19 protein-coding genes are annotated in these 25,895 nt (G+C 73.4%); 9 read left to right on the plus strand and 10 right to left on the minus strand.

Annotated elements, in window-relative coordinates:
• Positions 1–53 precede the first annotated feature (53 nt).
• Positions 54–2,900: a bifunctional acetate--CoA ligase family protein/GNAT family N-acetyltransferase gene (locus tag ACSU53_RS07230; RefSeq protein ID WP_437025706.1), complete on the minus strand. Its 2,847-nt coding sequence runs from the start codon at positions 2,898–2,900 to the stop codon at positions 54–56.
• A 177-nt stretch (positions 2,901–3,077) separates the two neighbouring features.
• On the opposite strand from ACSU53_RS07230, the gene ACSU53_RS07235 reads away from it, so the two are divergent.
• On the plus strand, positions 3,078–3,359 hold the full coding sequence (locus tag ACSU53_RS07235; RefSeq protein ID WP_362096304.1) for an HPr family phosphocarrier protein: 282 nt from the start codon (positions 3,078–3,080) through the stop codon (positions 3,357–3,359).
• A gap of 383 nt (positions 3,360–3,742) precedes the next feature.
• On the opposite strand, the gene ACSU53_RS07240 is transcribed toward ACSU53_RS07235, so the two are convergent.
• The 4 genes from ACSU53_RS07240 to ACSU53_RS07255 form a co-directional block, all read right to left on the minus strand.
• On the minus strand, positions 3,743–4,438 hold the full coding sequence (locus ACSU53_RS07240; protein WP_437025709.1) for a GntR family transcriptional regulator: 696 nt from the start codon (positions 4,436–4,438) through the stop codon (positions 3,743–3,745).
• Positions 4,439–4,639: 201 nt separating this feature from the next.
• The gene (locus ACSU53_RS07245; protein ID WP_437025710.1) at positions 4,640–5,413 is read right to left on the minus strand and encodes a M23 family metallopeptidase; all 774 of its coding nucleotides are present in this window, start codon (positions 5,411–5,413) and stop codon (positions 4,640–4,642) included.
• Positions 5,414–5,823: 410 nt separating this feature from the next.
• Positions 5,824–7,212 (minus strand): M16 family metallopeptidase, encoded by a 1,389-nt coding sequence (locus tag ACSU53_RS07250; protein ID WP_437025711.1) that lies wholly within the window; start codon positions 7,210–7,212, stop codon positions 5,824–5,826.
• Positions 7,209–8,591, minus strand: coding sequence for a M16 family metallopeptidase (locus tag ACSU53_RS07255; protein ID WP_437025713.1), 1,383 nt, complete (start codon positions 8,589–8,591; stop codon positions 7,209–7,211). The genes ACSU53_RS07250 and ACSU53_RS07255 overlap by 4 nt, the downstream gene beginning before the upstream one ends.
• A gap of 685 nt (positions 8,592–9,276) precedes the next feature.
• Between ACSU53_RS07255 and ACSU53_RS07260 the strand changes: the two genes are divergently transcribed.
• The gene (locus ACSU53_RS07260; protein ID WP_437025715.1) at positions 9,277–11,733 is read left to right on the plus strand and encodes a DNA gyrase/topoisomerase IV subunit A; all 2,457 of its coding nucleotides are present in this window, start codon (positions 9,277–9,279) and stop codon (positions 11,731–11,733) included.
• A 423-nt stretch (positions 11,734–12,156) separates the two neighbouring features.
• On the opposite strand, the gene ACSU53_RS07265 is transcribed toward ACSU53_RS07260, so the two are convergent.
• Positions 12,157–13,389 carry a CobW family GTP-binding protein gene (locus ACSU53_RS07265; RefSeq protein ID WP_437025716.1) on the minus strand — a complete coding sequence of 411 codons (1,233 nt, stop codon included), beginning with the start codon at positions 13,387–13,389 and terminating at the stop codon, positions 12,157–12,159.
• A gap of 319 nt (positions 13,390–13,708) precedes the next feature.
• Here ACSU53_RS07265 and ACSU53_RS07270 point away from each other — a divergent pair, with 319 nt between their 5' ends.
• The 5 genes from ACSU53_RS07270 (at position 13,709) to ACSU53_RS07290 (ending at position 18,831) form a co-directional block, all read left to right on the plus strand.
• Positions 13,709–14,293 carry a DUF6082 family protein gene (locus ACSU53_RS07270; RefSeq protein ID WP_437025718.1) on the plus strand — a complete coding sequence of 195 codons (585 nt, stop codon included), beginning with the start codon at positions 13,709–13,711 and terminating at the stop codon, positions 14,291–14,293.
• 422 nt (positions 14,294–14,715) lie between these two features.
• A complete protein-coding gene (locus ACSU53_RS07275; protein ID WP_437025720.1) occupies positions 14,716–14,955 on the plus strand; it encodes a hypothetical protein in 240 nt (79 codons plus the stop codon).
• A gap of 126 nt (positions 14,956–15,081) precedes the next feature.
• Positions 15,082–16,020 (plus strand): sucrase ferredoxin, encoded by a 939-nt coding sequence (locus ACSU53_RS07280; RefSeq protein ID WP_437025722.1) that lies wholly within the window; start codon positions 15,082–15,084, stop codon positions 16,018–16,020.
• 460 nt (positions 16,021–16,480) lie between these two features.
• Positions 16,481–18,154, plus strand: coding sequence for a sensor histidine kinase (locus ACSU53_RS07285; protein WP_437025724.1), 1,674 nt, complete (start codon positions 16,481–16,483; stop codon positions 18,152–18,154).
• Positions 18,151–18,831, plus strand: coding sequence for a response regulator (locus tag ACSU53_RS07290; protein WP_437025726.1), 681 nt, complete (start codon positions 18,151–18,153; stop codon positions 18,829–18,831). The genes ACSU53_RS07285 and ACSU53_RS07290 overlap by 4 nt, the downstream gene beginning before the upstream one ends.
• Positions 18,832–19,136: 305 nt before the next feature.
• Here ACSU53_RS07290 and ACSU53_RS07295 read toward each other — a convergent pair whose 3' ends face one another.
• From ACSU53_RS07295 to ACSU53_RS07305, 3 genes are all read right to left on the minus strand, one after another.
• Positions 19,137–20,732 (minus strand): solute symporter family protein, encoded by a 1,596-nt coding sequence (locus ACSU53_RS07295; RefSeq protein WP_437025728.1) that lies wholly within the window; start codon positions 20,730–20,732, stop codon positions 19,137–19,139.
• Complete coding sequence (locus tag ACSU53_RS07300; RefSeq protein WP_437025730.1) at positions 20,729–21,277, minus strand: DUF485 domain-containing protein; 549 nt, start codon at positions 21,275–21,277, stop codon at positions 20,729–20,731. The genes ACSU53_RS07295 and ACSU53_RS07300 overlap by 4 nt, the downstream gene beginning before the upstream one ends.
• A 281-nt stretch (positions 21,278–21,558) precedes the next feature.
• Positions 21,559–22,032, minus strand: coding sequence for a MarR family transcriptional regulator (locus ACSU53_RS07305; RefSeq protein WP_437033064.1), 474 nt, complete (start codon positions 22,030–22,032; stop codon positions 21,559–21,561).
• 151 nt (positions 22,033–22,183) lie between these two features.
• Between ACSU53_RS07305 and ACSU53_RS07310 the strand changes: the two genes are divergently transcribed.
• A complete protein-coding gene (locus tag ACSU53_RS07310; RefSeq protein ID WP_437025732.1) occupies positions 22,184–22,549 on the plus strand; it encodes an HGxxPAAW family protein in 366 nt (121 codons plus the stop codon).
• A gap of 246 nt (positions 22,550–22,795) precedes the next feature.
• Here the strand turns inward: ACSU53_RS07310 and ACSU53_RS07315 are convergent, their stop codons facing one another.
• Positions 22,796–24,919, minus strand: a complete 2,124-nt coding sequence (locus ACSU53_RS07315; protein WP_437025734.1) for a DNA gyrase/topoisomerase IV subunit B — start codon at positions 24,917–24,919, stop codon at positions 22,796–22,798.
• A 439-nt stretch (positions 24,920–25,358) separates the two neighbouring features.
• Between ACSU53_RS07315 and ACSU53_RS07320 the strand changes: the two genes are divergently transcribed.
• The gene (locus ACSU53_RS07320; protein ID WP_164336075.1) at positions 25,359–25,589 is read left to right on the plus strand and encodes a DUF7455 domain-containing protein; all 231 of its coding nucleotides are present in this window, start codon (positions 25,359–25,361) and stop codon (positions 25,587–25,589) included.
• Positions 25,590–25,895 lie beyond the last annotated feature (306 nt).

The raw sequence follows: 25,895 nt of genomic DNA on the forward strand, positions 1-25,895 counted from the left end.
GAAGGGCCTCGTCACGGCACCGGCGCCGGCACCGGACGGACGGCCGGCGGTCCTCAGTACGCCGGGAGGGTCCGTGGTCCGAGGTCGTCGCGGGCGGGCGGCGGGGCCAGGCGCACCGAGGCGCTGAGCACGCTCAGCCCGTGCGGGGCGACGACGACGGGCTCCAGGGTGACCGCGGCCACCTCGGGGTGGTCGTCGACCAGCCGGGACACCCTCAGCAGCAGCTCCTCCAGCGCGGGGGTGTCCACGGGGGCCGAGCCGCGCCAGCCGAAGAGCAGCGGCGCGGTCCGGATGGCGCGGACCAGCGATCCGGCCTCCCGGTCGGTGACCGGGATCAGGCGGTGCGCCATGTCGCCGAGCAGCTGCGAGGGCGGCCCGGCGATGCCGAACGACAGGGCGGCGCCGGCGGCGGGGTCGATGACGGCCCGGACGATGGTGTCGACGCCGCGCGGTGCCATGCGCTGCACGACGGGCCGCAGCTCCTCGGGGGTGCCGAACAGCTCCGTCAGTTCGGCGTACGCCCGGCGCAGTTGTTCCTCGTCGGCGAGGTCGAGGCGGACGCCGCCGAGGTCGGCGCGGTGGCGCAGGTGGGGGGCGGTGGCCTTGAGGGCCACGGGGTAGCCGAGGGTGCGGGCGGCCTCGGCGGCGGCATCGGGGTCGGGGGCGGGCAGCGCGCGGTGCACGTGGATGCCGTAGGTGCCGAGCAGCTCGTAGGCCGCGTGGTGGTCGAGGGTGAGGCCCTGACCGCTGGTGAGCTGCCGGTCGATGAGGGCGGCGGCCCCCTTCTCGTCGATGTCGTCGTACCCGGGGACCCTGCCGGGGTCCGCGACGCCCTGCCGCCACTGGGCGTACTCGACGGAGTGCGCCAGCGCGCGGACGGCGCGCTCGGCTGCCGGATACGCCGGGATGAGGCGGGCGCCCTCGGGGGGCTCGGGACGGGTGCCGCCGGGGGGCACCGGGGTGGTGCCGGTGGCGTCCGGGGCGGGCCGGGCGGTGCGGGTCACGGGCGGCGGGCCGGCCGCGGGCTGCGGCGCCGTGCTCGCCGCGGCCGAGAGGGCTTCCGCGAGGCCGCCGAGCTCGACGTGCACCACCAGGACCGGCTTGTCGGGCGTGGCGGCGGCGGCCGAGCGCAGGGCGTCGGCCAGGGCGGCGTCGCCGACCGACCCCTCGCCCACGGCCGGGATGGCGGTGACGACGACGGCGTCGCTGGTGTCGTCGGCCAGTGCCCGGGCCAGCGCGTCGTGGAAGTCGGCGGCCGAGGCGGCGGTGGTGAGGTCCTGCGGGGGCTGGGGGCGCAGGCCCTCGGCGAGGCACGCGTCGTAGGTGAGCAGGCCCAGGGACTCGGAGTTGCCGAGGATGGCGACGCGCGGGCCCGCGGGCAGCGGCTGGCGGGCGAGGAGGAGGCCGGCGTCGACGAGTTCGGTGATGGTGTCGACGTGGATCACACCGGCCTGGCGCAGCAGCGCGGACACCGTCGCGTGCGGCAGGCGGGTCGCGCGGACGGCGTGGCCGCGGGGCCCCGCTCCGTGCCGGGCGCCCTGGACGACGACCAGCGGCTTGGCGGCCGCGGTGCGCCGGGCGAGGCGGGTGAACTTGCGCGGGTTGCCGATGGACTCCAGGTACATCAGGACGACGTCGGTGTCGGGGTCCTCGTACCAGTACTGCAGGAGGTCGTTGCCGGAGACGTCGGCCCGGTTGCCGGACGAGACGAAGGTGGACACGCCGGTGACCCCGGTGACGCCCCCGCCGCGCCGGTGCAGCCGCGACAGCAGGGCCACGCCGATGGCTCCGGACTGGGCGAACAGGCCGATGCGGCCGGGGCGGGGCGGCTCGGGGGCGAGGGAGGCGTTGAGCCGGACGTCCGGCGCGTTGTTGATCACGCCGAAGGCGTTGGGGCCGATGATCCGCATGCCGTAGGTGCGTGCCTGCCGTACCAGGGCGCGCTGCAGTTCCCTGCCCTCGGGGCCGGACTCGGCGTATCCGGCGGAGACGACGACCAGGCCCTGGACGCCGTGTTCGCCGCACTCGGCGACGACCTCGGGCACGTGGGCGGAGGGTACCGCGACGACCGCCAGGTCGACGGGGCCGTCGATGTCCCGCACGGAGCGGTACGCGGGCACCCCGTCGAGGTCGTCCGTCCCTTCGGGGAGGGCCTTGTTGACCGCGTGGAGCCGCCCGGTGAACCCGGCGTCCCGGATGTTGTCCAGGATGCTGCGCCCGACGCCGCCGGGGGTGCGGCCGGTGCCGATGACGGCCACGGCGCCGGGGGCGAGGAGGCGCTGCACGGAGCGCGCCTCGGCGCGCTGCTCGCGCGCCCGCTGCACGGCCATGGAGCGGTCGGTCGGTTCGAGGTCGAACTCCAGGCGGACGACACCGTCCTCGAAGCTGCGCTTCTGGGTGTACCCGGCGTCCGTGAACACCTTGATCATCTTGGTGTTGGCGGGCAGCACCTCGGCGGCGAAGCGGCGGATGCCGCGCTCCCGCGCGACCGCGCCGATGTGTTCCAGCAGGGCGGAGGCGACGCCCCGGCCCTGGTGAGCGTCCTGGACGAGGAAGGCGACCTCGGCCTCGTCGGCCGGGGCGGAGGCGGGCGTTCCGTCGGCGCCGATCCGGTCGTAGCGTACGGTGGCGATGAACTCGCCGCCGACGGTGGCCGCGAGTCCCACCCGGTCCACGAAGTCGTGGTGCGTGAAGCGGTGGACGTCCTTCGCGGACAGACGCGGGTAGGGCGCGAAGAAGCGGTAGTACTTCGACTCGTCCGACACCTGCTCGTAGAAGCTGACCAGGCGCTCGGCGTCATCGACGGTGATGGGGCGGACGCGCGCGGTGCCGCCGTCGCGCAGCACCACGTCGGCTTCCCAGTGAGCGGGATACTCGTGCCGGTCCGAGGAGGTCTGCATGGGCCCCAGCGTACGGCTCGCGTACGACGACGGCGCGAGGCAGTCTGTGGGGGCGCGGGGCAGGGCCGAGGCCGCGGTCCGGCCGCGCGCACGGAGCGGGAGCAGGTGCCGCTCCGGCACGCTTCACGATGTGGGAAACTGGTCTAGACAACCCTGAACTGCGAAGGGCAGCATCACATGGCTGAGCGCCGCGTCAACGTCGGCTGGGCCGAGGGCCTTCACGCCCGCCCCGCCTCCATCTTCGTCCGAGCCGCCACGGCCACAGGCGTCCCGGTGACGATCGCCAAGGCCGGGGGCGACCCCGTCAACGCGGCCTCCATGCTGGCCGTCCTGGGCCTGGGCGCCCAGGGCGGCGAGGAGATCGTGCTGGCCTCCGACGCCGAGGGCGCGGACGCCGCGCTGGACCGGCTGGCGAAGCTGGTCGCCGAGGGCCTGGAGGAACTGCCCGAAACGGTCTGACGCACCGGCCCGCGACCGTCCGGCCGCCCGTGGGCGGACGGTCGCGGCGCCCGCCGCCGGACCGGACACGGAGCGCACCACGCAGCGATGCCTCGTACGGCGGAGCGCCGAAGCGTGTCGACGAACGGCCCACCCGGAGACCGGGTGGGCCGTTCCCTTTCCCGTTCCCGTTCCCGGGCCGGGAAGTCCTTCGGGAGATCCCCTTTCCCGGGCCGGAGATCCTCTGGGAAGTCCCCTTTCCCAGGCCGGAGATCCCCTCCCGCTGGCCGGGGACGCTCCTTCACCGAGGCCCGGAAAGCACCCTTTCCGAGGCAGACGAATTCACTTTCGGGCAGGATGACAAAAGCCCGTGAAAGAGCTGCCCTTTGTTTACCGTGCTCGTATTAAGCGGGCATGCTCGGAGTGTTGACGGGATGTTTCGTGGTCCTCACACGCTCCGCGGGCTCCGCACCGGACAGCGGGCGCAGCCGGTGGGCCGGGCGCGTCCGCTCCAGGAGCTCTGCGGTGGCCGACCGGGCGCGCTCGCCGTCGCCGCGCACCACGGCGTCCGCGATCAGACCGTGGTCGGTCCACGTCTGCACGGGGTCGGGCGGCTCCTCCACCGCGTACATCCAGGCGATCTTGTGCCGCAGTCCGGTCAGCGTCGAGGCCAGCACCGGGCTGCTCGCCGCCTGGGCCAGCGTCTCGTGGAACCAGCCGGTCAGGGAGCGCAGGTCGTCGCTGCTCCCCCGGCGGGCCCGCTCCTGCCCCAGGCAGACGAGTCCGCGCAGCACCTTCAGGTGGGCCTCGGTGCGGCGCTGGGCGGCCCGGGCGGCACCGAGGGGTTCCAGGAGCAGGCGCATTTCCAGCAGATCGGCGGCCTCCCGTTCGGTGGGCTCCGCGACGCACGCGCCCGCGTGCCGCCGGGTCACCACGAACCCCTCCGCCTCCAGCGTCCGCAGCGCCTCGCGCACCGGTACCCGGGACACGCCGTAGCGGCGGGCCAGGAGTTCCTCGGTGAGCCGGCTTCCGCGCGCATGGACGCCCGCGACGATGTCGTCGCGGATCGCGGCGCACACGGAGTGGGCGGGAACACGCATGAGCGACCTCCGGTTCCATTTCCGAGAAACGCCTCGGCGGACATCCTTTCCGTGACTCTAAAGCAATGCACGGGATTCATTGAGGCCCCAAGTACATTCGCGCCTGTTTTTCGGACATCGTGTGCGCGACGCGAAAAGCCCCGGCTCGCCGAGCCGGGGCTTTTCGTGCTGTTCCGGACGCTCACCGCGCCCGGAGGGGTGTCAGAGGGAGACGCCGTGCGCGCGCAGGTACGCGACGGGGTCGAGGTCCGAGCCGTACTCGGCGCTCGTGCGGGCCTCGAAGTGCAGGTGCGCGCCGGTGACGTTGCCGGTGGAGCCGGAGAGGCCGATCTGCTGGCCCGGCGTGACCTCCTGGCCGACCGAGACGCCGATGGACGACAGGTGGCCGTACTGGGTGTAGGTGCCGTCGTGCATCTTGATGACGACCTGGTTGCCGTAGGCCCCGCCCCAGCCGGCCTCGACGACCGTGCCACGGCCGACGGACTGCACGGGGGTGCCGTTCGCGGCGTGGAAGTCGACCCCGGTGTGGCTGCCGGAGGACCAGACGGCGCCGCCGGTCTTGTAGCCGGTGGACACGTAGGAGCCGGGGATCGGCGAGACGAACACGTCGAGGCGCTCACGCTCGGCCTCGCGGGCGGCGCGTTCCTGCGCCTCGCGGGCCTGCTCCGCCTCCTCGGCGGCCTTCTTGCGGGCGGCCTTCTCGGCCGCCTTGCGGGCCTCGGCCTCGGCGGCCTCGCGGGCGGCCTCGTGCTGCGCGGCGGCCTGGGCGTCGATCCGGTCGGCGACCGTGTCGCCGAGGGTGACGACGGGGGTGATGCCGGTCTGGGCCGCGGCGGGCTCGGCGGCCATCGCGGGGGCCGCGAGGGAGCCGGCGACACCGGAACCGGCGAGGGCCGCGACGCCCGCGGCGCGGGCGGTGCCGCGACGGACGCGGCTGGGGCGGCGGTGCTTGCCGGCGGCGTGGGTGAACGCCATGTACAGGCTGGTCCTTTCCTTCCCTCTCGCCTACCGGGTCAGCGGTGGGGGTCCCCCCAGGCCCTCCGGGCTCTGGGGGAGGGTTCGGAGCAGGAAGGTCTCCTACGGACCCCCTCGCGGCACGCGCGGGCGTCCGATGCACCCCGGGGGACGGCGGGTCCCCGGCTCCCCTGGCTCGCGCCGTACGGGGATTCGGCGATGGCTGTCCGGTGCCGCGGGTGCGGCGCACTGCCCGACGAACAGCCCGCACGAAGCTATGCGGGAGGCCGCCCGATCATCAAACGGATCGGGGGATTTGTAGCGCACACCACAGGGCAGACAGGCATCCTCCGCCCCAATTCGGGCATACGGGCGCCCTGGTGACGTTCCCGCCACCAGGGCGCCGTGCGCGCGGAAGCCGCCGCGGGGTCCTAGTCGGCCGCCACCACGGTCACTTCGCCGATCCCGAGGGCTTCCACGGGGGCCTTGATCTGTGCCGCGTCGCCGACGAGGACGGTCACCAGCCGGTCGACCGGGAAGGCGTTGACGACCGCCGCGGTGGCCTCCACGGTGCCGGTCGCGGCCAGTTGACGGTACAGCTCGGCCTGGTAGTCGTCGGGCAGGTGCTGCTCCACCTGGTCCGCCAGGGTGCTCGCGACCGCCGCGGCGGTCTCGTACTTCAGGGGCGCCACGCCCACCAGGTTCTGCACCGCGACGTCCCGCTCGGCGTCCGTCAGGCCGTCGGCGGCGAGCGTGCGCAGCACGTTCCACAGGTCCTGCAGCGCGGGCCCGGTGTTGGGGGTGTCCACGGAGCCGCTGATGGCGAGCATGGCCGCGCCCGTGCCGTCCGGCGCGGACCGCAGGACCTGGGCGAAGGAGCGGACACCGTAGGTGTAGCCCTTCTCCTCGCGCAGGACGCGGTCCAGGCGGGAGGTGAGGGTGCCCCCGAGGCAGTACGTGCCGAGGACCTGGGCGGGCCACACCCGGTCGTGCCGGTCGGCGCCGACGCGGCCGATGAGCAGCTGGGTCTGGACGGCTCCGGGACGGTCGACGATCACGACCCGCCCGGTGTCGTCGGCGGTGACCGCGGGCACGGGCCGGGGCCGGCCCGGCGAGCCGGTCCACGCGCCCAGCGTGTCCCCGAGCAGTGCGTCCAGGTCCAGGCCGGTGAGGTCGCCGACGACGACCACGGTGGCCGTGGCGGGCCGCACGTGCCGCTCGTAGAAGGCGCGCACGGCCGCCGCGTCGATGCCCTCGACGGTCTCCTCGGTGCCCTGGCGGGGGCGCGACATGCGCGCGTCGGCGGGGAACAGCTCCTTGGAGAGTTCCTTGGCCGCCCGGCGCGCGGGGTTGGCCAGCTCGTGCGGGATCTCGTCGAGGCGGTTGCGGACCAGCCGCTCCACCTCGCTGTCGGCGAAGGCGGGCGCCCTCAGGGCGTCGGCGAGCAGCCCCAGGCCCTTGGCGAGCCGGGAGGCCGGCACCTCCAGGCTGAGGCGGACGCCGGGGTGGTCGGCGTGCGCGTCCAGGGTGGCGCCGCAGCGCTCCAGTTCGGCGGCGAACTCCTCGGCGGAGTGCTTGTCGGTGCCCTCGGAGAAGGCCCTCGCCATGATCGTGGCGACACCGTCGAGACCGGCCGGCTCCGCGTCGAGCGGCGCGTCGAGGACCACCTCGACGGCGACGACCTGCTGGCCGGGGCGGTGGCAGCGCAGCACGGTCAGGCCGTTGCCGAGCGCGCCTCGCTCGGGGGCCGGGAAGGCCCAGGGCCTGGCGTCGCCCGCCTGCGGCTGCGGGTGGAAGTCCATCGGGGCGAGCTCGGTCACTTCGCCGTCTCCTCGTTCTCGTCGGTGCCGGCGGCCGCGGCGGTCTCTCCGGTCTCGCCGGCTTCCTGGTCCCCGGCGGTGAGCGGCTCGTAGACGAGCACCGCGCGGTTGTCGGGGCGCAGGCGGGCCGCGGCGACCTCCCGGACCTCCTCGGCCGTCACGTCCAGGACCCGGCTCACCGCGGTCAGGGCGAGCTGCGGGTCGCCGAACAGGACGGCGTACCGGCACAGTTCGTCGGCGCGGCCCGCGACGGTGCCGAGCCGGTCCAGCCACTCGCGCTCCAACTGGGCCTGCGCGCGCTCCATCTCCTCGGCCGTGGGGCCCTCCTCGGCGAACCGGGCGAGCTCCTCGTCGACGGCCGCCTCGATCACCGGCACCTCGACGTCTCCGGACGTCTTCACGTCGAGCCAGCCCAGCGAGGGCGCCCCGGCGAGCCGCAGCAGGCCGAACCCGGCGGCGACGGCGGTACGGTCCCGGCGCACCAGCCGGTTGTAGATGCGCGACGACTCGCCGCCGCCCAGGACGGTGAGCGCCAGGTCCGCCGCGTCGCACGCCCGGGTGCCGTCCTCCGGGAGCCGGTAGGCGGCCATCAGCGCACGCGCGGGCACCTCCTCGGTCACGACCTCGCGCAGTTCCTCGCCGATCACGTCCGGCAGCGAGCCGTCACGGGGCTCGGGCTTGCCGTCGTGGGAGGGGATGGAGCCGAAGTACTTCTCGATCCAGGCGAGCGTCTGCTCGGGGTCGATGTCGCCGACGACGGAGAGGACGGCGTTGTTCGGCGCGTAGTAGGTGCGGAAGAACCGGCGGGCGTCCTCCAGGGTCGCCGCGTCCAGGTCCGCCATCGAACCGATGGGCGTGTGGTGGTAGGGGTGGCCCTCCGGGTAGGCGAGGGCGGTCAGCCGCTCGAAGGCCGTCCCGTAGGGGACGTTGTCGTAACGCTGGCGGCGTTCGTTCTTGACGACGTCGCGCTGGTTCTCCATGGACTCCTCGTCCAGGGCGGCCAGCAGCGAGCCCATGCGGTCGGCCTCCAGCCAGAGCGCGAGCTCCAGCTGGTGGGCGGGCATGGTCTCGAAGTAGTTGGTGCGCTCGAAGCTGGTGGTGCCGTTGAGCGAGCCGCCCGCGCCCTGGACCAGCTCGAAGTGTCCGTTGCCCTTGACCTGGGCGGAGCCCTGGAACATCAGGTGCTCGAAGAGGTGGGCCAGGCCGGTGCGTCCCTCCACCTCGTGGCGCGAACCGACGTCGTACCAGAGGCACACCGCGGCGACGGGGGTCAGGTGGTCCTCGGAGAGCACCACGCGCAGGCCGTTGGCCAGGCGGTGCTCGGTCGCTGTCAGGCCGCCGGAGCCTGCCTGGGCTGTGGCCGTGTGACCCATGGGCATGTACGTCCCTTCGATCGCGGAGGCGGTCGTCGACGCCGCCGTTCCTGCCGGTCCTGTCACTGTATGCAAGCGTGCGGAGCACCGGCGAAGTTCCCGGGGGCCGCCGACTACGCCCACAGCGAGAAACCGGGACCGGAGGGGCACCTCGGGGCGCGGGCGGGGGGCGGCGCCGGGGCAGGCGGGGCGGCCTGGGTGTGCGGGGCGGCCGGGGTGTGCCGGGAGCGCACGAGGCGCGTGTGCCGTCGGATGCGCCCCGTGAGGGGCCCGGCAGCGGCGCCGACACCGGATCCGCACCCGGAGCTACCCCGGTTCGACCCGGAGCTACCCCGGGTCCGCGCATCCCCGCGCCCCCGCCTCCCCGCGTGAGGGCGCTCCGCTCCCCCGCGTGAGGGTGCTCCCCCGAGGACGTCACGGACGGGCGGCCGCACCGTCCGGCGGGCGCCCGGGGAAGGGCCCGGGGAAGGGTCCGGACGGCGTCCCGGGGGACGCCCGGCGGGCGCCCCCCGATGCGGAGGTCCGGAGCCCGCCCGACGGTTCGTGCCCGCGGGCGCGTACTCTGCTCGCGCCGCCACGACCCCGCCCGCACCGCAGGTCCCGCATCCGGGTCCTGGTCCCGGTTGTCGGTGCGGCGGTCCACAATGGTCCGCGTCAGATCCGTCCCACGCTCAGCAAGGAGCCGGCAGCGATGGCCCGCCGCAGCACGAAGACCCCGCCGCCCGACGAGCCGTACGAGGAGAAGATCCTCGACATTGACGTCGTCGACGAGATGCAGGGCTCCTTCCTCGAGTACGCCTACTCGGTCATCTACTCCCGCGCCCTGCCGGACGCGCGCGACGGGCTGAAGCCGGTGCACCGCCGCATCGTCTACCAGATGAACGAGATGGGCCTGCGTCCGGAGCGCGGGTACGTGAAGTGCGCCCGCGTGGTCGGCGAGGTGATGGGCAAGCTGCACCCCCACGGCGACGCGTCGATCTACGACGCCCTGGTGCGCATGGCGCAGCCGTTCTCCATGCGGGTCCCCCTGGTCGACGGTCACGGCAACTTCGGCTCCCTGGGCAACGACGACCCGCCCGCCGCCATGCGGTACACCGAGTGCCGGATGGCCGAGGCGGCCGGGCTGATGACCGAGTCGATCGACGAGGACACGGTCGACTTCGCCCCCAACTACGACGGCCAGGAGCAGGAACCGGCCGCGCTGCCCGCCGCGTTCCCGAACCTCCTGGTCAACGGCGCCTCGGGCATCGCCGTCGGCATGGCCACCAACATGCCGCCGCACAACCTGCGGGAGGTCGTCGCCGCGGCCCGGCACCTCATCAGGTACCCGAACGCCGATCTCGACGCCCTGATGAAGCACGTCCCGGGCCCCGACCTGCCCACCGGCGGACGCATCGTGGGCCTGTCCGGCATCCGCGACGCGTACGAGACGGGCCGCGGCACCTTCAAGATCCGCGCGACGGTCACCGTGGAGAACGTGACCGCGCGGCGCAAGGGCCTGGTGGTCACCGAGCTGCCCTTCGCGGTCGGCCCGGAGAAGGTGATCGCCAAGATCAAGGACCTGGTCGGCGCGAAGAAGCTCCAGGGCATCGCCGACGTCAAGGACCTCACCGACCGCGAGCACGGGCTGCGCCTGGTCATCGAGATCAAGAACGGCTTCGTGCCCGAGGCGGTCCTGGAGCAGCTGTACAAGCTGACGTCCATGGAGGAGTCCTTCGGCATCAACAACGTGGCGCTGGTGGACGGCCAGCCGCTCACCCTGGGCCTGAAGGAGCTCCTGGAGGTCTACCTCGACCACCGCTTCACCGTGGTGCGGCGGCGCTCGGAGTTCCGTCGCGGCAAGCGGCGGGACCGGCTGCACCTGGTGGAGGGCCTGCTCACCGCCCTCGTGGACATCGACGAGGTCATCCGGCTGATCCGCTCCAGCGAGAACTCCGCCCAGGCCAAGCAGCGCCTGATGGAGCGCTTCTCCCTCAGCGACGTCCAGACGCAGTACATCCTCGACACGCCGCTGCGCCGCCTCACCAAGTACGACCGGATCGAACTGGAGGCGGAGAAGGACCGGTTGAACGCGGAGATCGAGGAGCTGACCCGGATCCTCGACTCCGACGCGGAACTGCGGAAGCTGGTCTCCGCCGAACTGGCCGCGGTGGCCAAGAAGTTCGGCAACGACCGGCGCACGACGCTGCTGGACTCGGCCGGTACGCCGACCGCCGCCGTGCCGCTGCAGGTCGCGGACGACCCGTGCCGGGTGCTGCTGTCCTCGACGGGCCTGCTGGCCCGGACGGCGAACGACGCGCCGTTCCCCGAGAAGGCGGGCACCAAGCGGGTCAAGCACGACGTGATCGTCTCGGCGGTGAAGGCCACGGCGCGCGGTGAGGTGGGCGTGGTCACCTCGGCGGGCCGCCTGCTGCGGCTGAACGTCGTCGACCTCCCGCAGCTGCCGGAGGACATGCAGGTGCCCAACACGGCGGGCGGGGCGCCCCTCGCCGAGTTCGTCACGCTCGACGCGGACGAGGACGTGGTCTGCCTGACCTCGCTCGACGAGTCCTCGCCCGGTCTGGCGCTCGGCACCCAACAGGGCGTCGTCAAGCGCGTGGTGCCCGACTACCCGTCCAACAAGGAGGAGCTGGAGGTCATCTCGCTCAGGGACGGCGACCGGATCGTCGGTGGCGTCGAACTGCGCACCGGCGAGGAGGACCTGGTCTTCGTCACCGACGACGCCCAGCTGCTGCGGTACCCGGCCGCCCAGGTCCGTCCGCAGGGCCGTCCCGCGGGCGGCATGGCGGGGGTCAAGCTGTCGGCGGACGCGAAGGTCATCCACTTCACCGCGGTCGATCCCTCGGCGGACGCGGTGGTCTTCACGGTCGCCGGATCGCGCGGCACGCTGGACGACTCCGTCCAGACGACGGCCAAGTTGACCCCGTTCGACCAGTACCCCCGCAAGGGCCGGGCCACCGGCGGGGTGCGCTGCCAGCGGTTCCTGAAGGGCGAGGACTGCCTGGCCCTGGCCTGGGTCGGCCCCACGCCGGCCCGTGCCGCGCAGAAGAACGGCACCGCCGTGGCCCTGCCGGAACCCGACCCGCGCCGCGACGGCTCGGGCGTGTCCCTGGGCAAGACGGTGTCGGTGGTCGCCGGACCGGTGTAGGAACCGCGACCGGCCGGGCCCCGGAACGCCGGGTGTGACGGGGCCGGGCGGGGCGGGGCCGGGGCCGACGGCGCGACGCCGCGGCGGTCGGCCCGGCCGCCCCCGGACGACACCGGCGGGTGGGTGTCGTGGGGCCCACACCGAGACCGCCGGTCCCGCAACGCCGGCGCCGGTGTCCGCTGGGGTGCCGCCTTCGGCGCCGGCGTCCGCTTCGGCTTGGGATGGGGCGTCCGCTTCGGGTTCGGGTTCGGCGTCCGCTTCGGAACCGGGTTCGCCGTCCGCTTCGGGTTCGGCGTCCGCTTCGCAGCCGGGTTCGCCGTCCGCTTCGGATGCGGCGCCCGCTTCGGATGCGGCTTCGGATTCGGCAGGTCTCCGCACCGCGGCCCGCCCGGGCCGGTGGCAGCGGCGGTTCGGTGCGGGGCCTCACACCGGCGGGTGCGCCTCCTCGCCACCGTGGGCCTCGGGTTCGTCGAGGTCCGGTCCATCGGGGTCCGGTCCATCGGGGTCCGGTCCGTCGAGGTCCGGTCCGTCGGGGGCGTCGTCGCCTTCGTCACCGTCCACGTAGCGCAGGACGCCCCACATGCCGCGTTCGTCGGCGTCCAGGGTGTCGTTCGCGCAGGCCTCCAGCTCCTTGCGCAGCGCCGGTGCGTCGATGCCGGAACCGATGAGCACGAGCTGCGTGAGCCGTTCGGCTCCGGGCGGCCAGGGTTCCGGCCGGAACCGCAGGAACCGTCCGACGGCGTGCACGGCGTAGCGGTTGTGGACGTCGAACGGCCCGAAGTCGACGTATCCCTTGATCCGGAACAGGCCCTCGGGCCGGCTGTCGAGGAACCTCATCAGCGCCCGGGGGTCGGTGGGACGCTCGGACGCGTGGGACAGGCTGTCGTAGGCGGCGTGGAGGTGTCCGGTGTGGTCCTCCGCGTCCCCGCCGGTCCCCGCGTCGCCTCGGGCGCCTACGTCCCCGTGCGCCCGCCCGTCTCCCGCCGGCCCGTCCGCGTCGTCGTGGACCCGCAGGTCGTCGAAGGACAGCTGGCCGATCCGCTCCTCGCTCGGGCGGCAGTCGAAGAGGAACTCCGGGTCGATCCGGGCGCGCGTGGCGGGCACGACGGCCGCCCCGTCGACGAGGCCCCGGACGCGCGCGAGGAGACCCTCGGGATCCACCGCGCGGTCCATCTTGTTGACCACCACGAGATCGGCGAGGGCGAGGTGCCGGTCGATCTCGGGGTGCCGGGCCCGGGTGTCGTCGAACTCGGCGGCGTCCACCACCTCGACGAGCCCGCCGTACACGATCCCGGGGTGCTCGCTGGCGAGCACCATCCGCACCAGCTCCTGCGGTTCGGCCAGTCCGCTCGCCTCGATGACGACGGCGTCCAGACCGGCGGCGGGGTGCGCGAGCCGCTCCAGGTACGCGTCCAGTTCGCTGCCGTCGACGGCGCAGCACAAACACCCGTTGCCGAGCGAGACGGTCGAGTCCCCCAGGGCGCCCGCCACGGCCATGGCATCGATCTCGATGGCCCCGAAGTCGTTGACGAGCGCCCCGATCCGGCTGCCGCCGCTGTGGTGCAGGAGGTGGTTGAGCAGGGTGGTCTTACCGGAACCCAGGAATCCCGCCAGGATGACCACAGGGATCCGCCTCTCGCTGTACCGCTCGACCACGCGCTCTCTCCACCCCTCTGTGCGCCGGCATGCGCCCCGGCGTACGTCCGACGACTCGACCGGCGCCCAGGATACGAGCGCGTCCGACGGCCACGGAGTGAACGATTGTGGGCAGCGTGCGCGGGGCAGATGTCGGGCATGGCGCCGAGGTGTGCGACCCTCCGTTCCCTCCGTGCGCCTTTCTCTCCGCCTTCCCGCCGATCAGAGCCGCTCGGCACCCTGGGAGACGGCACGCGCCGCCCACCGCTCGCCGGTCCTTCCGTTCCCTCCCACGCCAACCGACGACCGGCGGACGGCGGCCTGATCGGGGGTATGTGACATGGCCACACGGAAAGCCACGGCAGGAAGGTTTCTTCCGTGGGCGGCGGCCGGGGTGGGGCTTCTGGCCGGGGCCCTCACGGCCCGGATCACCCACCAACGGATCGCCGACGCTCTCGGCGAGCGGCTGGAACACCTGGAACGGGCGACCGAGGAGGCCCGCAGGACGACGGCCCTCACGCACCAGCACCGCCTGCACTGGGAGCTGCTCAGCAAGGCCATGGACACCGGCAACGCCGCCCTGCTGGAGGTCCTCGACACCTACACTCCGGCCGTACCCCAGAAGACGCAGCGCCAGTTCCTGTACGCCAACGCCCTGTACACCAGCCTGGTGTTCAACCACCGCATGGGAAACCTGAGCCGCGAGCAGTTCCACGGCTCGGTCCGGGGCATGTTCCAGAGCGCCGTGTGCCGCGACTACTGGCGTGCCACGGCACACCACAGGGAGACCCTCGACCAGTCCAGCGAGGAAGCCGAACTCGGCAGACTCGTCGACCGCCTCCTGCAGCAGCTGGACGAATCGGACAACGAGGAATGGTGGGTCGTCGGCGAACTGCCGCCCGAGACGCCACCGGACGCGGCCTGACGGACGGCGTCCCGTTTTCCCGCCTCTTGGACGGATCCGGCCCGGCGAGCGGTGCCCCTCCGAGTGCGAGCGGTGCCCCTCCGAGCGATGGCCGGCTCCCGCGGAGGCACCCCCTCGGGGGGCACCGACCGGAGCTGCCCGCCCGGTGGCCACCCGCCGCGGACTGGACTACACCCATGACCCGTTTCGGCCGTCCGCTCCGGGCCCGCCGGTGTTCCCTGCAGCAAACGGCGGCCCGGTACCGGCCCCTCCGACCCGGCAACACGCTCCGCACCGCCCCGCCGACGTCGTTGCCAGACCGCGTGCGCAACGGCTAGAAGTAGTCCGCACCTCAGGAACGGTGCCGCAGCTGTGCTGCACCACGAGGTCCGGTCAGGCACGGCTCGCGAAGGGTGCAGCCTCGGAACTCGGAGGGACTGCACGTGAGTCACATCGTCCGTCGGATCGGGCCGTCTCCACAGGCTCGGGGATGCCAGTCCGGACAGAACTGCCCGGACATCTTCGAGCTGTCCGACGGCAATTTCGCCGTCATCGGCACGGAATCCACGGCCCTCCTCGATCCCCAGCTCCCTGCGGACGCCGGACGAGCCGACTACGAGAACATCGTGGTGATCAGCCGCGAAACCCTGATCCGCGCGAAGGCGGACATCCCCGACGCCTGAACCGACGTCCGGGAAGGGCCTGCGTCCCGTCGAACCGGCGCAGGCCGTCCCGTCCCGCACCCGACCGGAGCACGACACCCACGGGCCGGGAAGCACCCCGGCGCAAGTCAGGTTAGGCTCACCTCTGTGAGTACGTGCTCAACCGCCTCCCGGGAGCTCGACGAGCCTCTCGCCGGGACCGCGGCCACCGCGAGGACGTGGCTGCTGCTGGAGCAGCCCGGTCCCTGGGGTGCCAAGGCGCTCACCTCGAGCCACCTCGACCCCGGGCTCGGCCGGGCTCTCGAAGCCGCCGCGAAGGGCACCGGGGTGCGCATCGCCCTCATCCGGCGCACCGGGCGTCACGCCGACCGCCCCGCAGGCGCCGCGCGCCGGGTGTACGCCGCCCACACCGTCCCGGGGCGGGTGTGGCTGCACTCCGCCACCACCGCCGACCCGCGGGACCTGCTCGGCCTCGACTTCGCCGCGCTGGGCCGCGGCGCGCACGACACCTTCGACACGGCCCTCGGCGGGCAGCCGCACGACGGCGGTCCCCTGGCCCTCGTCTGCACCAACGGCAAGCGCGACCGCTGCTGCGCACTCCTCGGACGCCCCCTCGCGGCCGAACTCGCCGCCTCCGGGGTCGACGGCGTGTGGGAGGTGACGCACCTGGGCGGGCACCGCTTCTCCCCGACCGTGCTCGTCCTCCCGTACGGCTACGCCTACGGCCGGGCCGAGGCCCATGCCGTCAAGGAGGTGCTGCACGGCGTCCAGGAGGGCCGGATCGTGGCCGAGGGGTGCCGGGGACGCTCCACCTGGGAACGCCCCGGCCAGGCGGCCGAACTGGCCGTGCGGACGGCGGAGGGCGTGGAGGCCGCGGAGGCGCTGAGCGTCGTACGGACGGACGGCGCGGCCCCGCGCTGGGAGGTCACCGTCGCCCACACCGACGGCCGCCGCTGGTGGGTCGAGGTGGTCCAGGGCGCCGCGTCACCGCCGCGCCCCGAGAGCTGCGGCTCCGTGCTCGGATCGCCCGCGCGCATGGACGTGACGGCGATCCGCGAGATGACGGTGACCGCGCTGGCGAGCTGACCGCCGCGCAGAATCCGTTCGGCAGCCGGGGCGCGGGACGTCTTCCGGTTCGTGGTGCGCGGGCTCCCCGGCGTGAGCGTGTGATGCGCGCCCGTCGTCGGTCCGGTAGCGGCGGTGGGGAGACCTGACAGGCCCGGTCACGTGCCGCGTCGGCGCGCCCCACAGGCCCCGGCAGGGGCGTGGCGGAGCGCGGCAGGGGCGCACGCGCGCGGACCGTCCCCTGCACGCGTCCGCAAAGCCCGGGCCCTCCACCAGAGGGGGAGCAGCCCGGCAGGGTGCGTACCGCCCGCCCCAGGGGCAGTGCACAGCGAGCCGGAGCCCCCGGTCCGCCCGCCCTCGGCACCCGTCCGTCCTCCCGCCCCGCCGGCGGCCCCGGAGCGCCCGAGCCCGCGCGCTGCCGCCCGGAACCCCTCCGGAACCCCTCGGCGGAGCCGCGCGTGGGTCCGCGTACGGTCGGGGCATGAGTTCCGCTGCCCCCGCGCGCCGCCGGCGTCTCCGTCTGCCCCGGCGGGTGTTCTCGCAGGTCCTGCTGATGCAGCTGGCGATCGCCGCGGGTGTCGCCGTGCTGGCGACGGGCCTGTTCCTGGCGCCGCTCGGTGAGCAGCTGGACGACCAGGCGATGCGGCGGGCCCTGGCGATCGCCCAGACCACCGCCCAGCAGGCGCGGATCGCCGACGACCTGCGGTCCACGCAACCGGCCCCCGACGGACCGGTCCAGCGGGAGGCGGAACGGATCCGGGAGGCCACCGGTGCCGAGTACGTCGTCGTGCTGGACCGTCACGGGGTGCGCTGGTCGCACACCGACCCGCGGCGGATCGGCGGGCACGTCTCCACCGACCCGAGTGAGGCCCTGGCCGGGCACGAGGTCATGGAGATCGACGACGGCACCCTGGGCCGCTCGGCGCGCGGCAAGGTGCCGTTGCGGGACGACGACGGGCGGATCGTCGGGGCGGTGTCGGTGGGCATCGCCTACGACAGCGTCCGGGCCCGGCTGATCCACGCCGTGCCCGGACTGTTCGCCTACGCGGGCGGTGCCCTGGCCGTCGGCGCGCTCGCGGCCTGGCTCGTCTCCCGGCGGGTGCACCGCCAGACCCGGGACCTGGCCTTCTCCGACATCGCGGCGCTGCTCGCGGAGCGCGAGGCGATGCTGCACGGCATCCGGGAAGGTGTGGTCGCGCTGGACCGCGCGGGACGCGTCCGGCTCCTCAACGACGAGGCTCGGCGTCTGCTCGGCCTCGACGACGAGGCGGTGGGCCTTACCCCCGACGAGGCACTGGGCCCGGGACGCACGGCCGACGTGCTGTCCGGGCGGGCCGACGGGACCGATCTGCTCACCGTCCGCGGGCAGCGGGTGCTGGTCGCCAACCGGATGCCGACGGACGACGGCGGCGCCGTGGCCACCTTGCGCGACCGCACGGAACTGGACCGGCTCGGCCGGGAACTGGACTCCACGCGCGGTCTGATCGACGCGCTGCGGGCGCAGGACCACGAACACGCCAACCGCATGCACACCCTGCTGGGGCTGCTCGAACTGGAGATGTTCGACGAGGCGGTCGAGTTCGTGGCCGAGGTCGTCGGCGCCCACCGGGCGACGGCCGAACAGGTCACCGAGCGGGTGCGGGACCCGCTGCTCGCCGCGCTGCTGGTGGGCAAGGCCGCGGTCGCGGCCGAGCGGGGGGTCGCGCTGGGCGTGTCGGAGCGGACGTGGCTGCCCGACCGGCTGATCGATCCGGGTGGGCTGGTCACCGTGGCGGGCAACCTGGTCGACAACGCCCTGGACGCCGTCGCGGGAGCACCGCACGCGCGCGTGGAGGCCGAGGTGCGGGCCGAGGGGCGCACCGTGGTGCTGGTGGTGCGCGACACGGGTCCCGGTGTCCCGCCCGGGCAGCGCGAGATGGTCTTCGCCGAGGGCTGGTCCACCAAGGAGCCGCCGGCGCACCGCGAGCGGGGCATCGGGCTCTCCCTGGTGCGCACGCTGGCCGAGCGGCAGGGTGGCCGTGCGACCGTGGGCGAGGCGCCCGGCGGCGGGGCGGAGTTCACGGTCGTCCTGCCCGAGGCCCTCACCGGCCCGGGCCGGGAGGCCCCACCGTCCGGGGCGTCCGTCCCCCGGCCGAGCGAGGAGGGAGCGCGATGATCGAGGTCCTGGTCGTGGACGACGACGTCCGGGTGGCCCGGGTCAACGCGGCCTACGTGGCGAAGGTGCCCGGCTTCCGCGTGGCCGGCCTGGCGCACGGAGCGGCCGAGGCGCTGCGCGCCCTGGAGGCGCAGCCGTCGCCGGATCTGGTCCTCATGGACCACTACCTGCCGGACGGCACGGGGCTGGGGGTCGTGCGGGAAATGCGCCGGCGCGGCCGCCAGACCGACGTGATCATGGTGACGGCGGCGCGAGACGTGTCGACGGTGCAGGCGGCGATGCGGCACGGCGCGCTGCAGTACCTGGTCAAACCGTTCGCCTTCGCCGGGCTGCGCGCGAAGCTGGAGGCGTACGCGGACCTGCGCCGCACCCTCGACGGCGGGGGCGAGGCCGAGCAGGCGGAGGTGGACCGGATGTTCGGCGCCCTGTCCGCGGCCACCGAACCGAGCCTGCCCAAGGGGCACTCCCCCACCACGGCCGAACTGGTGCGCCAGTGCCTGATGCACGCCGACCGGCCGCTGTCCGCCCTGGAGATCGCCGAACGCACGGGGGTGAGCCGCCAGACCGCCCAGCGCTACCTGAAACTGCTGGAGCGCACCGGCCGGGCCACGCTGACCCTGAAGTACGGGGACGCGGGCCGCCCGGAGCACCGCTACGCGTGGGCGACCCGCGCCTGAGGGCAGAATCCGTGAGGGATGGGCGAAGGAACCCTGCCCCGGGGACATGCGCGGCCGGGCGCCGTCCGTCTCCGGCCGGCGCCCGGATCCGGTGCGCGTGCCCCCGTGCCGGGGCGGTCCCGCGCCGCCGGGCGCCGAACGGGTGCGCTGTGCCGACCCCCCTTGGTCGAGAGCCCGCCCGGCGTCCGGCGCCCGGCCGGCGTCCGGCGCCCCGCCCGGCGTCCGGCGCCCGGCCGGCCTCGCCGGACCGAAGGTGCGGCCCCGTGCTGCCCGGTGTGGTGCGGCGCGTTGCGGTGGTGCCCGGCCTACACGGCTCCCGCCCCGGTGAGGGAGCGCACCTCGGTCTCGGCGTGCTTCGCCGCGTCCGGGGTGTCGCCGGACGTGACCGTGCCCAGCCAGCCCGCGAGGAAGCCCGCGGGGATGGAGACCAGGCCGGGGTTCTGCAGCGGGAAGACCTGGAAGTCGACGCCGGGGAAGAGGGATCCTGGACTGCCGGACACCACCGGGGACAGCAGCACCAGCACCACGGCCGGGACGAGACCGCCGTAGACGGCCCAGACGGCGCCGCGGGTCGTGAAACCGCGCCAGAACAGCGAGTAGAGCAGCACCGGAAGGTTGGCGGAGGCCGCCACCGCGAAGGCCAGGCCCACCAGGAAGGCCACGTTGAGGTCCCGGGCCAGCAGGCCGAGACCGATCGCGACGACACCGATGCCGACCGCGGCGACGCGGGCCACGGCCACCTCGCTGTACGGCCGTCGGCCCCGCCGGCGCCGCAGGGACGCGTAGAGGTCGTGGGCCACGGAGGCGGAGGAGGCGAGGGTGACCCCCGCGACCACGGCGAGGATCGTCGCGAAGGCGATGGCGGCGACGACCGCGAACAGCACCGTGCCGCCCGTGGATCCGGCACCGCCTCCCAGGTCGAGCGCCAGCAGGGGGACGGCGGTGTTCCCCGAGGCGTTGGAGGCGCGCACGGCGTCGGTGCCGACCAGGGCGGCGGCGCCGAACCCGAGCACGATGGTCATCAGGTAGAAGCCGCCGATGAGGCCGATGGACCACACCACCGAGCGGCGGGCCGCCCGGGCCGTGGGCACGGTGTAGAACCGGGACAGGATGTGCGGCAGACCGGCGGTGCCCAGCACCAGGGCGAGCCCCAGGCTGATGAAGTCGAAACGGGCGGTGAGGTCGCTGCCGTACGCGAGGCCGGGCGCCAGGAACGCCTCGCCGTGGCCGCTGCGTCCGGCGGCGGTGAGGAGCAGGCGGTTGACGTCGCCGTGGAAGCGCAGCAGGACGAGCACGGTCAGCGCGATGGTGCCGCCGAGCAGCAGGACCGCCTTGACGATCTGGATCCAGGTGGTGGCCCGCATCCCTCCCAGCGACACGTAGACCACCATCAGGGCCCCGACGCCGATCACGGTCCACGACTGTGCCGCCGTGCCATTGCCGCCGAGGAGCAGCGCGACCAGCGTGCCCGCGCCGACCATCTGTGCCACCAGGTACAGGACGGACACGGCGACCGAGGAGGTTCCCGTCGCGATGCGCACCGGGCGTTCCCGCATCCGTGCGGCGACCACGTCGGCGAGGGTGAACCGGCCGCAGTTGCGCACCAGTTCCGCCACCAGGAGGAGAACCACCAGCCAGGCCACCAGGAAGCCCACGGAGTAGAGCATGCCGTCGTAGCCGTAGAGGGCGATGAGGCCGGAGATGCCGAGGAACGAGGCGGCCGACATGTAGTCGCCCGCGATGGCAAAACCATTCTCCATGGGTGAGAAGAGGCGGCCGCCGGCGTAGAACTCCTCCGGGGAGCCCTGCCGGTGGCGGCTCACCCAGGTGGTGATGGCCAGCGTGACCGCGACGAAGGCGCTGAACAGCAGCAGCGCGAGCGTCTGGTGATCCTCCGTCATGCCGCTCCGCTCCGCCCGCGCGCGAGTTCCTGGGTGTCCCAGCGCAGGTCGAGCGCCGCACGGTCGCGGCGCAGCCGGGCGTGCCGGGTGTAGGCCCAGGTGAGGAGGAAGGTGGTCAGGAACTGCCCGAGCCCCGCGAGCATCCCGACGTTCACGGCTCCGGCCACGGGGCGCGCCATCAGGTCCGGCGCGCCGGTGGCGGTGACCACGTAGGCCACGTACCAGAGCAGGAAGGCGGCTGTCCCGGGGATCACGAAGCGGCGGTACCGGCTGCGCACCTCCTGGAAGGCCGCGCTGCGCTGCACTTCGAGGTACACGTCCGCGCCGGTGTCCGCGGGAACCTCCCGGCGGGCCGACGGGACCGGCGCCGCGGTGCCTCCGGGGTGCGCGGACTCGCCCCAGCCGGAGGCGAGCACGTCGTACCAGGGGTCGTTGTACCTCACGTCACCGGCGTCCCCGGCGGCCTGGCGGGGCCCGTCGGCGGGGTCGGTGGCACTCTGCTGACCACCCCCGGCGACGCGAGGGCGGTCGTTGTTCTGCTGCATGCCCAAGGATGGACAGAACGGGAAGATCCCCGACTCTTCTTCCCGAATCACTTCACTCCATCAGGTGACCCTGACGCAGGTCGCGGCGCTCCTGCCGTCCGAGCCACGGCGGCGGCTCTCGGCCCGGACGGCCCGGACGGCCCGGGCGGCCCGGGCGCCGCGAGGCGGCAGACGCCGGCGCGTGTGCCGGCGTGCCGGCGCCCGACGGCGCGCGGGGGCGCGGGGGCGCGGACGGAGGGCGCCCGGTCGGCTGGTCCCCGGGCGCACGCCGTCACGCCGGGTCACCCCCGGCGCGCCGGTGGTCCGCCTGCCGGAGGGGAGGCGGCGCCCGACTGCCGGATGTCGTGCAGCGCTTCGTCGAACAGGGCCCGGGCGCGGGTGAACCAGTCCGTCAGCACGGCGATCTCGTCGGCGTCGTAGTCGCCGAAGAGGGCGCCCAGGCGCCGGTAGAAGGGTCCGTACACCTCGAGGATGCGCTCCTGGGCCGTCTCCTCCATGACCACGTACACGCGCCGGCGGTCGTCCGGGTCGGCGGTGCGCCGGATGTAGCCGGCCTTCTCCAGGCGGTTCAGCACGCCCGTGACCGCTCCCGTGGTCAGCCGCGCCCGTTCGGCGAGGTCCCCGGCGACCAGGGACTCCCCCGCGGCGGACGCCTCGACGAGGAAGCCCAGGCAGGTGAGGTCCGTGACGTTGAGGCCGAGCCCCCGGGCGATGTCCTGCTGCCCGAACTGCGCCGTGGCGATCATCCGGTCCATGGCGTAGAGCGCCTGCTCGGCCGTGGCCGCCGGACGCTCCTTGCGTTCACTCACACTATTTCCTTAGGATCTAAGTTACTTAGCTCGCGAGATAAACCACCGCAGAGCGCCCGCCTCGTTCCCTTCCCCCAGCCTCTCAAGGAGACCGATCATGTCCCTCCACGGTGACGACGACTACGACCTGGGCCATACCGTCGCCGGCTGGACCGGCACGGGCGTCGCCGTCCTCGGCTTCGGGCTGTGCGGTCTCGGGGTGGTCGTCGCGTCGGGGCGCGTCGTCCTCGCGGGGGCGGCCGTGCTCGTCCTGGCCCTGCTCGTCACCTGGGCCCTGCACCTGGCGGGCTGGGGCAAGCCCAGCGGCCCCCGCCCCGCCGACCAGTGGAACTGGCGCGTCCGGGACCTCGGCGCCCGCGCCGGTCACCGCGACTGCCTCGCCTGCCGCCTCGCCGGGCGACGGGCCACGCGTCCGCAGCAGGCCGCCGACCGCCCGGCGGAGCCGGCCCTGGCCGACGCCTGAGACGGACCGCAGGGCGCCGTCCGGGCGAACACGCAACGGGCTTCCCGGGCGAACGGCCCCGGCCCCTCGGCGGCCCCGGCCCCTCGGCGGGGCCGGGCGGACACCGGGAGCCGGCTCCTCCCGACAACGGCGAGCCCCTCCGACAGCGCCCGGCACAAGGCCCTGGCCGCCGTCGGCCCCCGCGGGCAGTCCCGCGCGGGGGTCCGACGACGGCCAGGGCCTTCGCACGTGCCGGGGATCCGCGCTCTACGCGTCGATGCGGGAGCGGTCCAGCGTCGCCGCCGAGCTGGAGATGAACTCCTTGCGCGGGGCCACGTCGTTGCCCATGAGCAGGTCGAAGACCTGCTCGGCGGCTTCGAGGTCGGTGAGGTTGATCCGGCGCAGGGTGCGGTGACGCGGGTCCATGGTGGTCTCGGCCAGCTGGTCGGCGTCCATCTCACCGAGGCCCTTGTAGCGCTGGATCGAGTCCTTGTAGCGGACGCCCTTGCTCTGGAACTCCATGAGCTTGTCGCGCAGCTCCCGGTCGGAGTACGTGTAGACGTACTTGTCCTGGCCCTTCTTGGGCTGGACGAGCTCGATCCGGTGCAGCGGCGGCACGGCGGCGAACACCCGGCCCGACTCGACCATGGGCCGCATGTAGCGGTGGAAGAGCGTCAGGAGCAGGGTGCGGATGTGGGAGCCGTCCACGTCGGCGTCGGTCATCATGATGATCTTGCCGTAGCGGGCGGTGTCGATGTCGAAGGTCCGTCCCGACCCGGCTCCTATGACCTGGATGATCGCCCCGCACTCGGCGTTCTTCAGCATGTCCGTCACGGACGACTTCTGGACGTTGAGGATCTTGCCGCGGATCGGCAGCAGCGCCTGGAACTCGGAGTTGCGGGCCAGCTTCGCCGTACCGAGCGCCGAGTCGCCCTCGACGATGAACAGCTCGCTGCGCTCGACGTCGTCGCTGCGGCAGTCGGCCAGCTTGGCGGGCAGCGAGGAGGTCTCCAGGGCCGTCTTGCGGCGCTGGGCGTCCTTGTGCTGGCGGGCGGCGATCCGGGTCCGGGCCGCGGCCACCGCCTTCTCCATGACCACCCGGGCCTGCTGGGCCGCGTCGCGCTTGGTGGAGGTCAGGAACGCCTTGAGCTCCTTGGAGACCACGTTGTTCACGATCCTGCGGGCGGCCGAGGTGCCGAGGACCTCCTTGGTCTGGCCCTCGAACTGCGGCTCGGCCAGCCGCACGGTGACGACCGCGGTGAGGCCCTCCAGGGCGTCGTCCTTGACGATGTCGTCCTCGGCGACGCGCAGCAGCTTCTTGGCGCGCAGCGCCTCGTTCATCGTCTTGGCGACGGCCTGCTCGAAACCGGCGACGTGGGTGCCGCCCTTGGGGGTGGCGATGATGTTGACGAACGACCGCACCGTCGTGTCGTAGCCGGTGCCCCAGCGCAGCGCGACGTCGACGCCGAGCTCCCGGGTGACCTCGGTGGGCGTCATCTGGCCGCGGTCGTCCAGCACGGGCACGGTCTCCTTGAAGGTGCCCTGGCCACTGAAGCGGAGGGTGTCGCAGACGGGCCTGTCGGAGGCCAGGAACTCGCAGAACTCGCTGATGCCGCCGTCGAAGCGGAAGGATTCCTCCCCCTTGCTTCCGCCGTCGCCGAGGCCGTACTCGTCCCGGACCACGATGGTCAGGCCGGGCACCAGGAACGCGGTCTGCCGGGCCCGCTGGTGCAGCGTCTCCAGGGAGAGCTTGGCGTCCTTCAGGAAGATCTGCCGGTCGGCCCAGTAGCGGACACGCGTGCCGCTGCGGCTCTTGGGGATCTTCTTGGCTTTGCGCAGGCCGCTGCCGGCCTCGAACTTCGCGTCCGGCCCCGCTCCCGAGAACGCGCCGGGGACTCCGCGCCGGAAGCTGATCGCGTGCGTGTGCCCGGCGCGGTCGACCTCCACGTCCAGCCGGGCGGACAGCGCGTTGACGACGGAGGCGCCGACGCCGTGCAGACCGCCGGAGGCGGCGTAGGAGCCGCCGCCGAACTTGCCGCCGGCGTGCAGCTTGGTCAGGACGACCTCCACGCCGGACAGGCCGGTCTTGGGCTCGACGTCGACGGGGATGCCGCGGCCGTTGTCCCGGACCTCCACCGAACCGTCGTCGTGGAGGACGACCTCGATGTGATCGCAGTATCCGCCGAGGGCCTCGTCCACGGAATTGTCGATGATCTCCCAGAGGCAGTGCATCAGACCGCGGCTGTCGGTCGAGCCGATGTACATGCCCGGGCGTTTGCGCACGGCCTCGAGCCCCTCGAGGACGAGCAGATGCCGAGCGGTGTAATTGCCACCGTCGCGGTCTGCTCCTGCCAGCAGAGCTGTGGACGGCACGGACGTCTCGGCGGTCACGCGGTTCGCTCCTCGCTGAATTTCGAATGGGGCCCTCAGGGGTAAGGGCGGCGCTTCAGTCACCGGTGAGAGGGTACCGAGGCCTGATAGAGCCGTTGTCACGCCACCCTCGTCCCCGGACACCCTAGTCCAGAGTCGCATGCCTGTTCGATCCCTCGATGGGGTGAAGCACACATCACGTTCCCTTGGAGGCATGAACCATTTAGGCTCCGGGCACGTCCTCATGAACGACCGGCAACCCAGCCGGGAGGGCCGACCACCCGAAGACGACGCGAATCCGTACGACACATCAGACACGCAATACGGCACATTCGCCGCCAACCGGCAACAACCGACCACTCGGAAAGATTTTTCGAGAAGAAGCCCCGAGCGGGAACGTTTAGGGCTGGTTGGATGTTGACCCTGGTACGACAGCTCGTCGAGCTAGAGAAGAGGCGACGTGACTACTGTTCTGACCCCCGCGAGCCCGCTGACGGCCGCCGATCGCTGCGACCGCTGCGGCGCCCAGGCATACCTGCGCGTCGTCCTGCTCAGCGGCGGAGAACTGCTCTTCTGCGCCCACCACGGCCGCAAGTTCGAGCCGGAACTCAAGAAGATCGCCGCTGAGATACAGGACGAGACCGAGCGTCTGACGTCCCCTTCGGCGACCGCTTCCGCCGAAGAGCGCTGACACTCGCGCACCCGACGAGCCAGACCGGCACAGGCCGGCCCACGGGCGGCCACCTCCCCATCGGAGGTGGCCGCCCGGCTCATCGGCGCGCGTGCGCTTGCTCAGCCCCACCATCCACCTGACCTACCGCGCTCCCGCAGGTCACGACCCTCGGGTCCGGTCCGGCCGACGGCCGCCGCCCGGCGCCGTGACCAGGAGCGCCCGACTCCTCACACCGTGGGCCCGACAGCGGCTCTGCCGGTTCCGGTCCCACGGACGCGCCCACCCGACGTGAGTGGGCAGCCGCCGGCCCGGAGCGACGCCCCC

Origin of the sequence: Streptomyces sp. enrichment culture, assembly GCF_964273255.1 — a bacterium.
Lineage (GTDB): Bacteria > Actinomycetota > Actinomycetes > Streptomycetales > Streptomycetaceae > Streptomyces.

Bases quoted from the DNA above. Each gene is read 5' to 3' on its own strand.
- ACSU53_RS07230 (WP_437025706.1), bottom strand. From the start codon at position 2,900: ATGCAGACCTCCTCGGACCGGCACGAGTATCCCGCTCACTGGGAAGCC.
- ACSU53_RS07290 (WP_437025726.1), top strand. From the start codon at position 18,151: ATGATCGAGGTCCTGGTCGTGGACGACGACGTCCGGGTGGCCCGGGTC.
- ACSU53_RS07295 (WP_437025728.1), bottom strand. From the start codon at position 20,732: ATGACGGAGGATCACCAGACGCTCGCGCTGCTGCTGTTCAGCGCCTTC.
- ACSU53_RS07235 (WP_362096304.1), top strand. From the start codon at position 3,078: ATGGCTGAGCGCCGCGTCAACGTCGGCTGGGCCGAGGGCCTTCACGCC.
- ACSU53_RS07310 (WP_437025732.1), top strand. From the start codon at position 22,184: ATGTCCCTCCACGGTGACGACGACTACGACCTGGGCCATACCGTCGCC.
- ACSU53_RS07245 (WP_437025710.1), bottom strand. From the start codon at position 5,413: ATGGCGTTCACCCACGCCGCCGGCAAGCACCGCCGCCCCAGCCGCGTC.
- ACSU53_RS07305 (WP_437033064.1), bottom strand. From the start codon at position 22,032: ATGGACCGGATGATCGCCACGGCGCAGTTCGGGCAGCAGGACATCGCC.
- ACSU53_RS07260 (WP_437025715.1), top strand. From the start codon at position 9,277: ATGGCCCGCCGCAGCACGAAGACCCCGCCGCCCGACGAGCCGTACGAG.
- ACSU53_RS07270 (WP_437025718.1), top strand. From the start codon at position 13,709: ATGGCCACACGGAAAGCCACGGCAGGAAGGTTTCTTCCGTGGGCGGCG.
- ACSU53_RS07240 (WP_437025709.1), bottom strand. From the start codon at position 4,438: ATGCGTGTTCCCGCCCACTCCGTGTGCGCCGCGATCCGCGACGACATC.
- ACSU53_RS07255 (WP_437025713.1), bottom strand. From the start codon at position 8,591: ATGCCCATGGGTCACACGGCCACAGCCCAGGCAGGCTCCGGCGGCCTG.
- ACSU53_RS07300 (WP_437025730.1), bottom strand. From the start codon at position 21,277: ATGCAGCAGAACAACGACCGCCCTCGCGTCGCCGGGGGTGGTCAGCAG.
- ACSU53_RS07285 (WP_437025724.1), top strand. From the start codon at position 16,481: ATGAGTTCCGCTGCCCCCGCGCGCCGCCGGCGTCTCCGTCTGCCCCGG.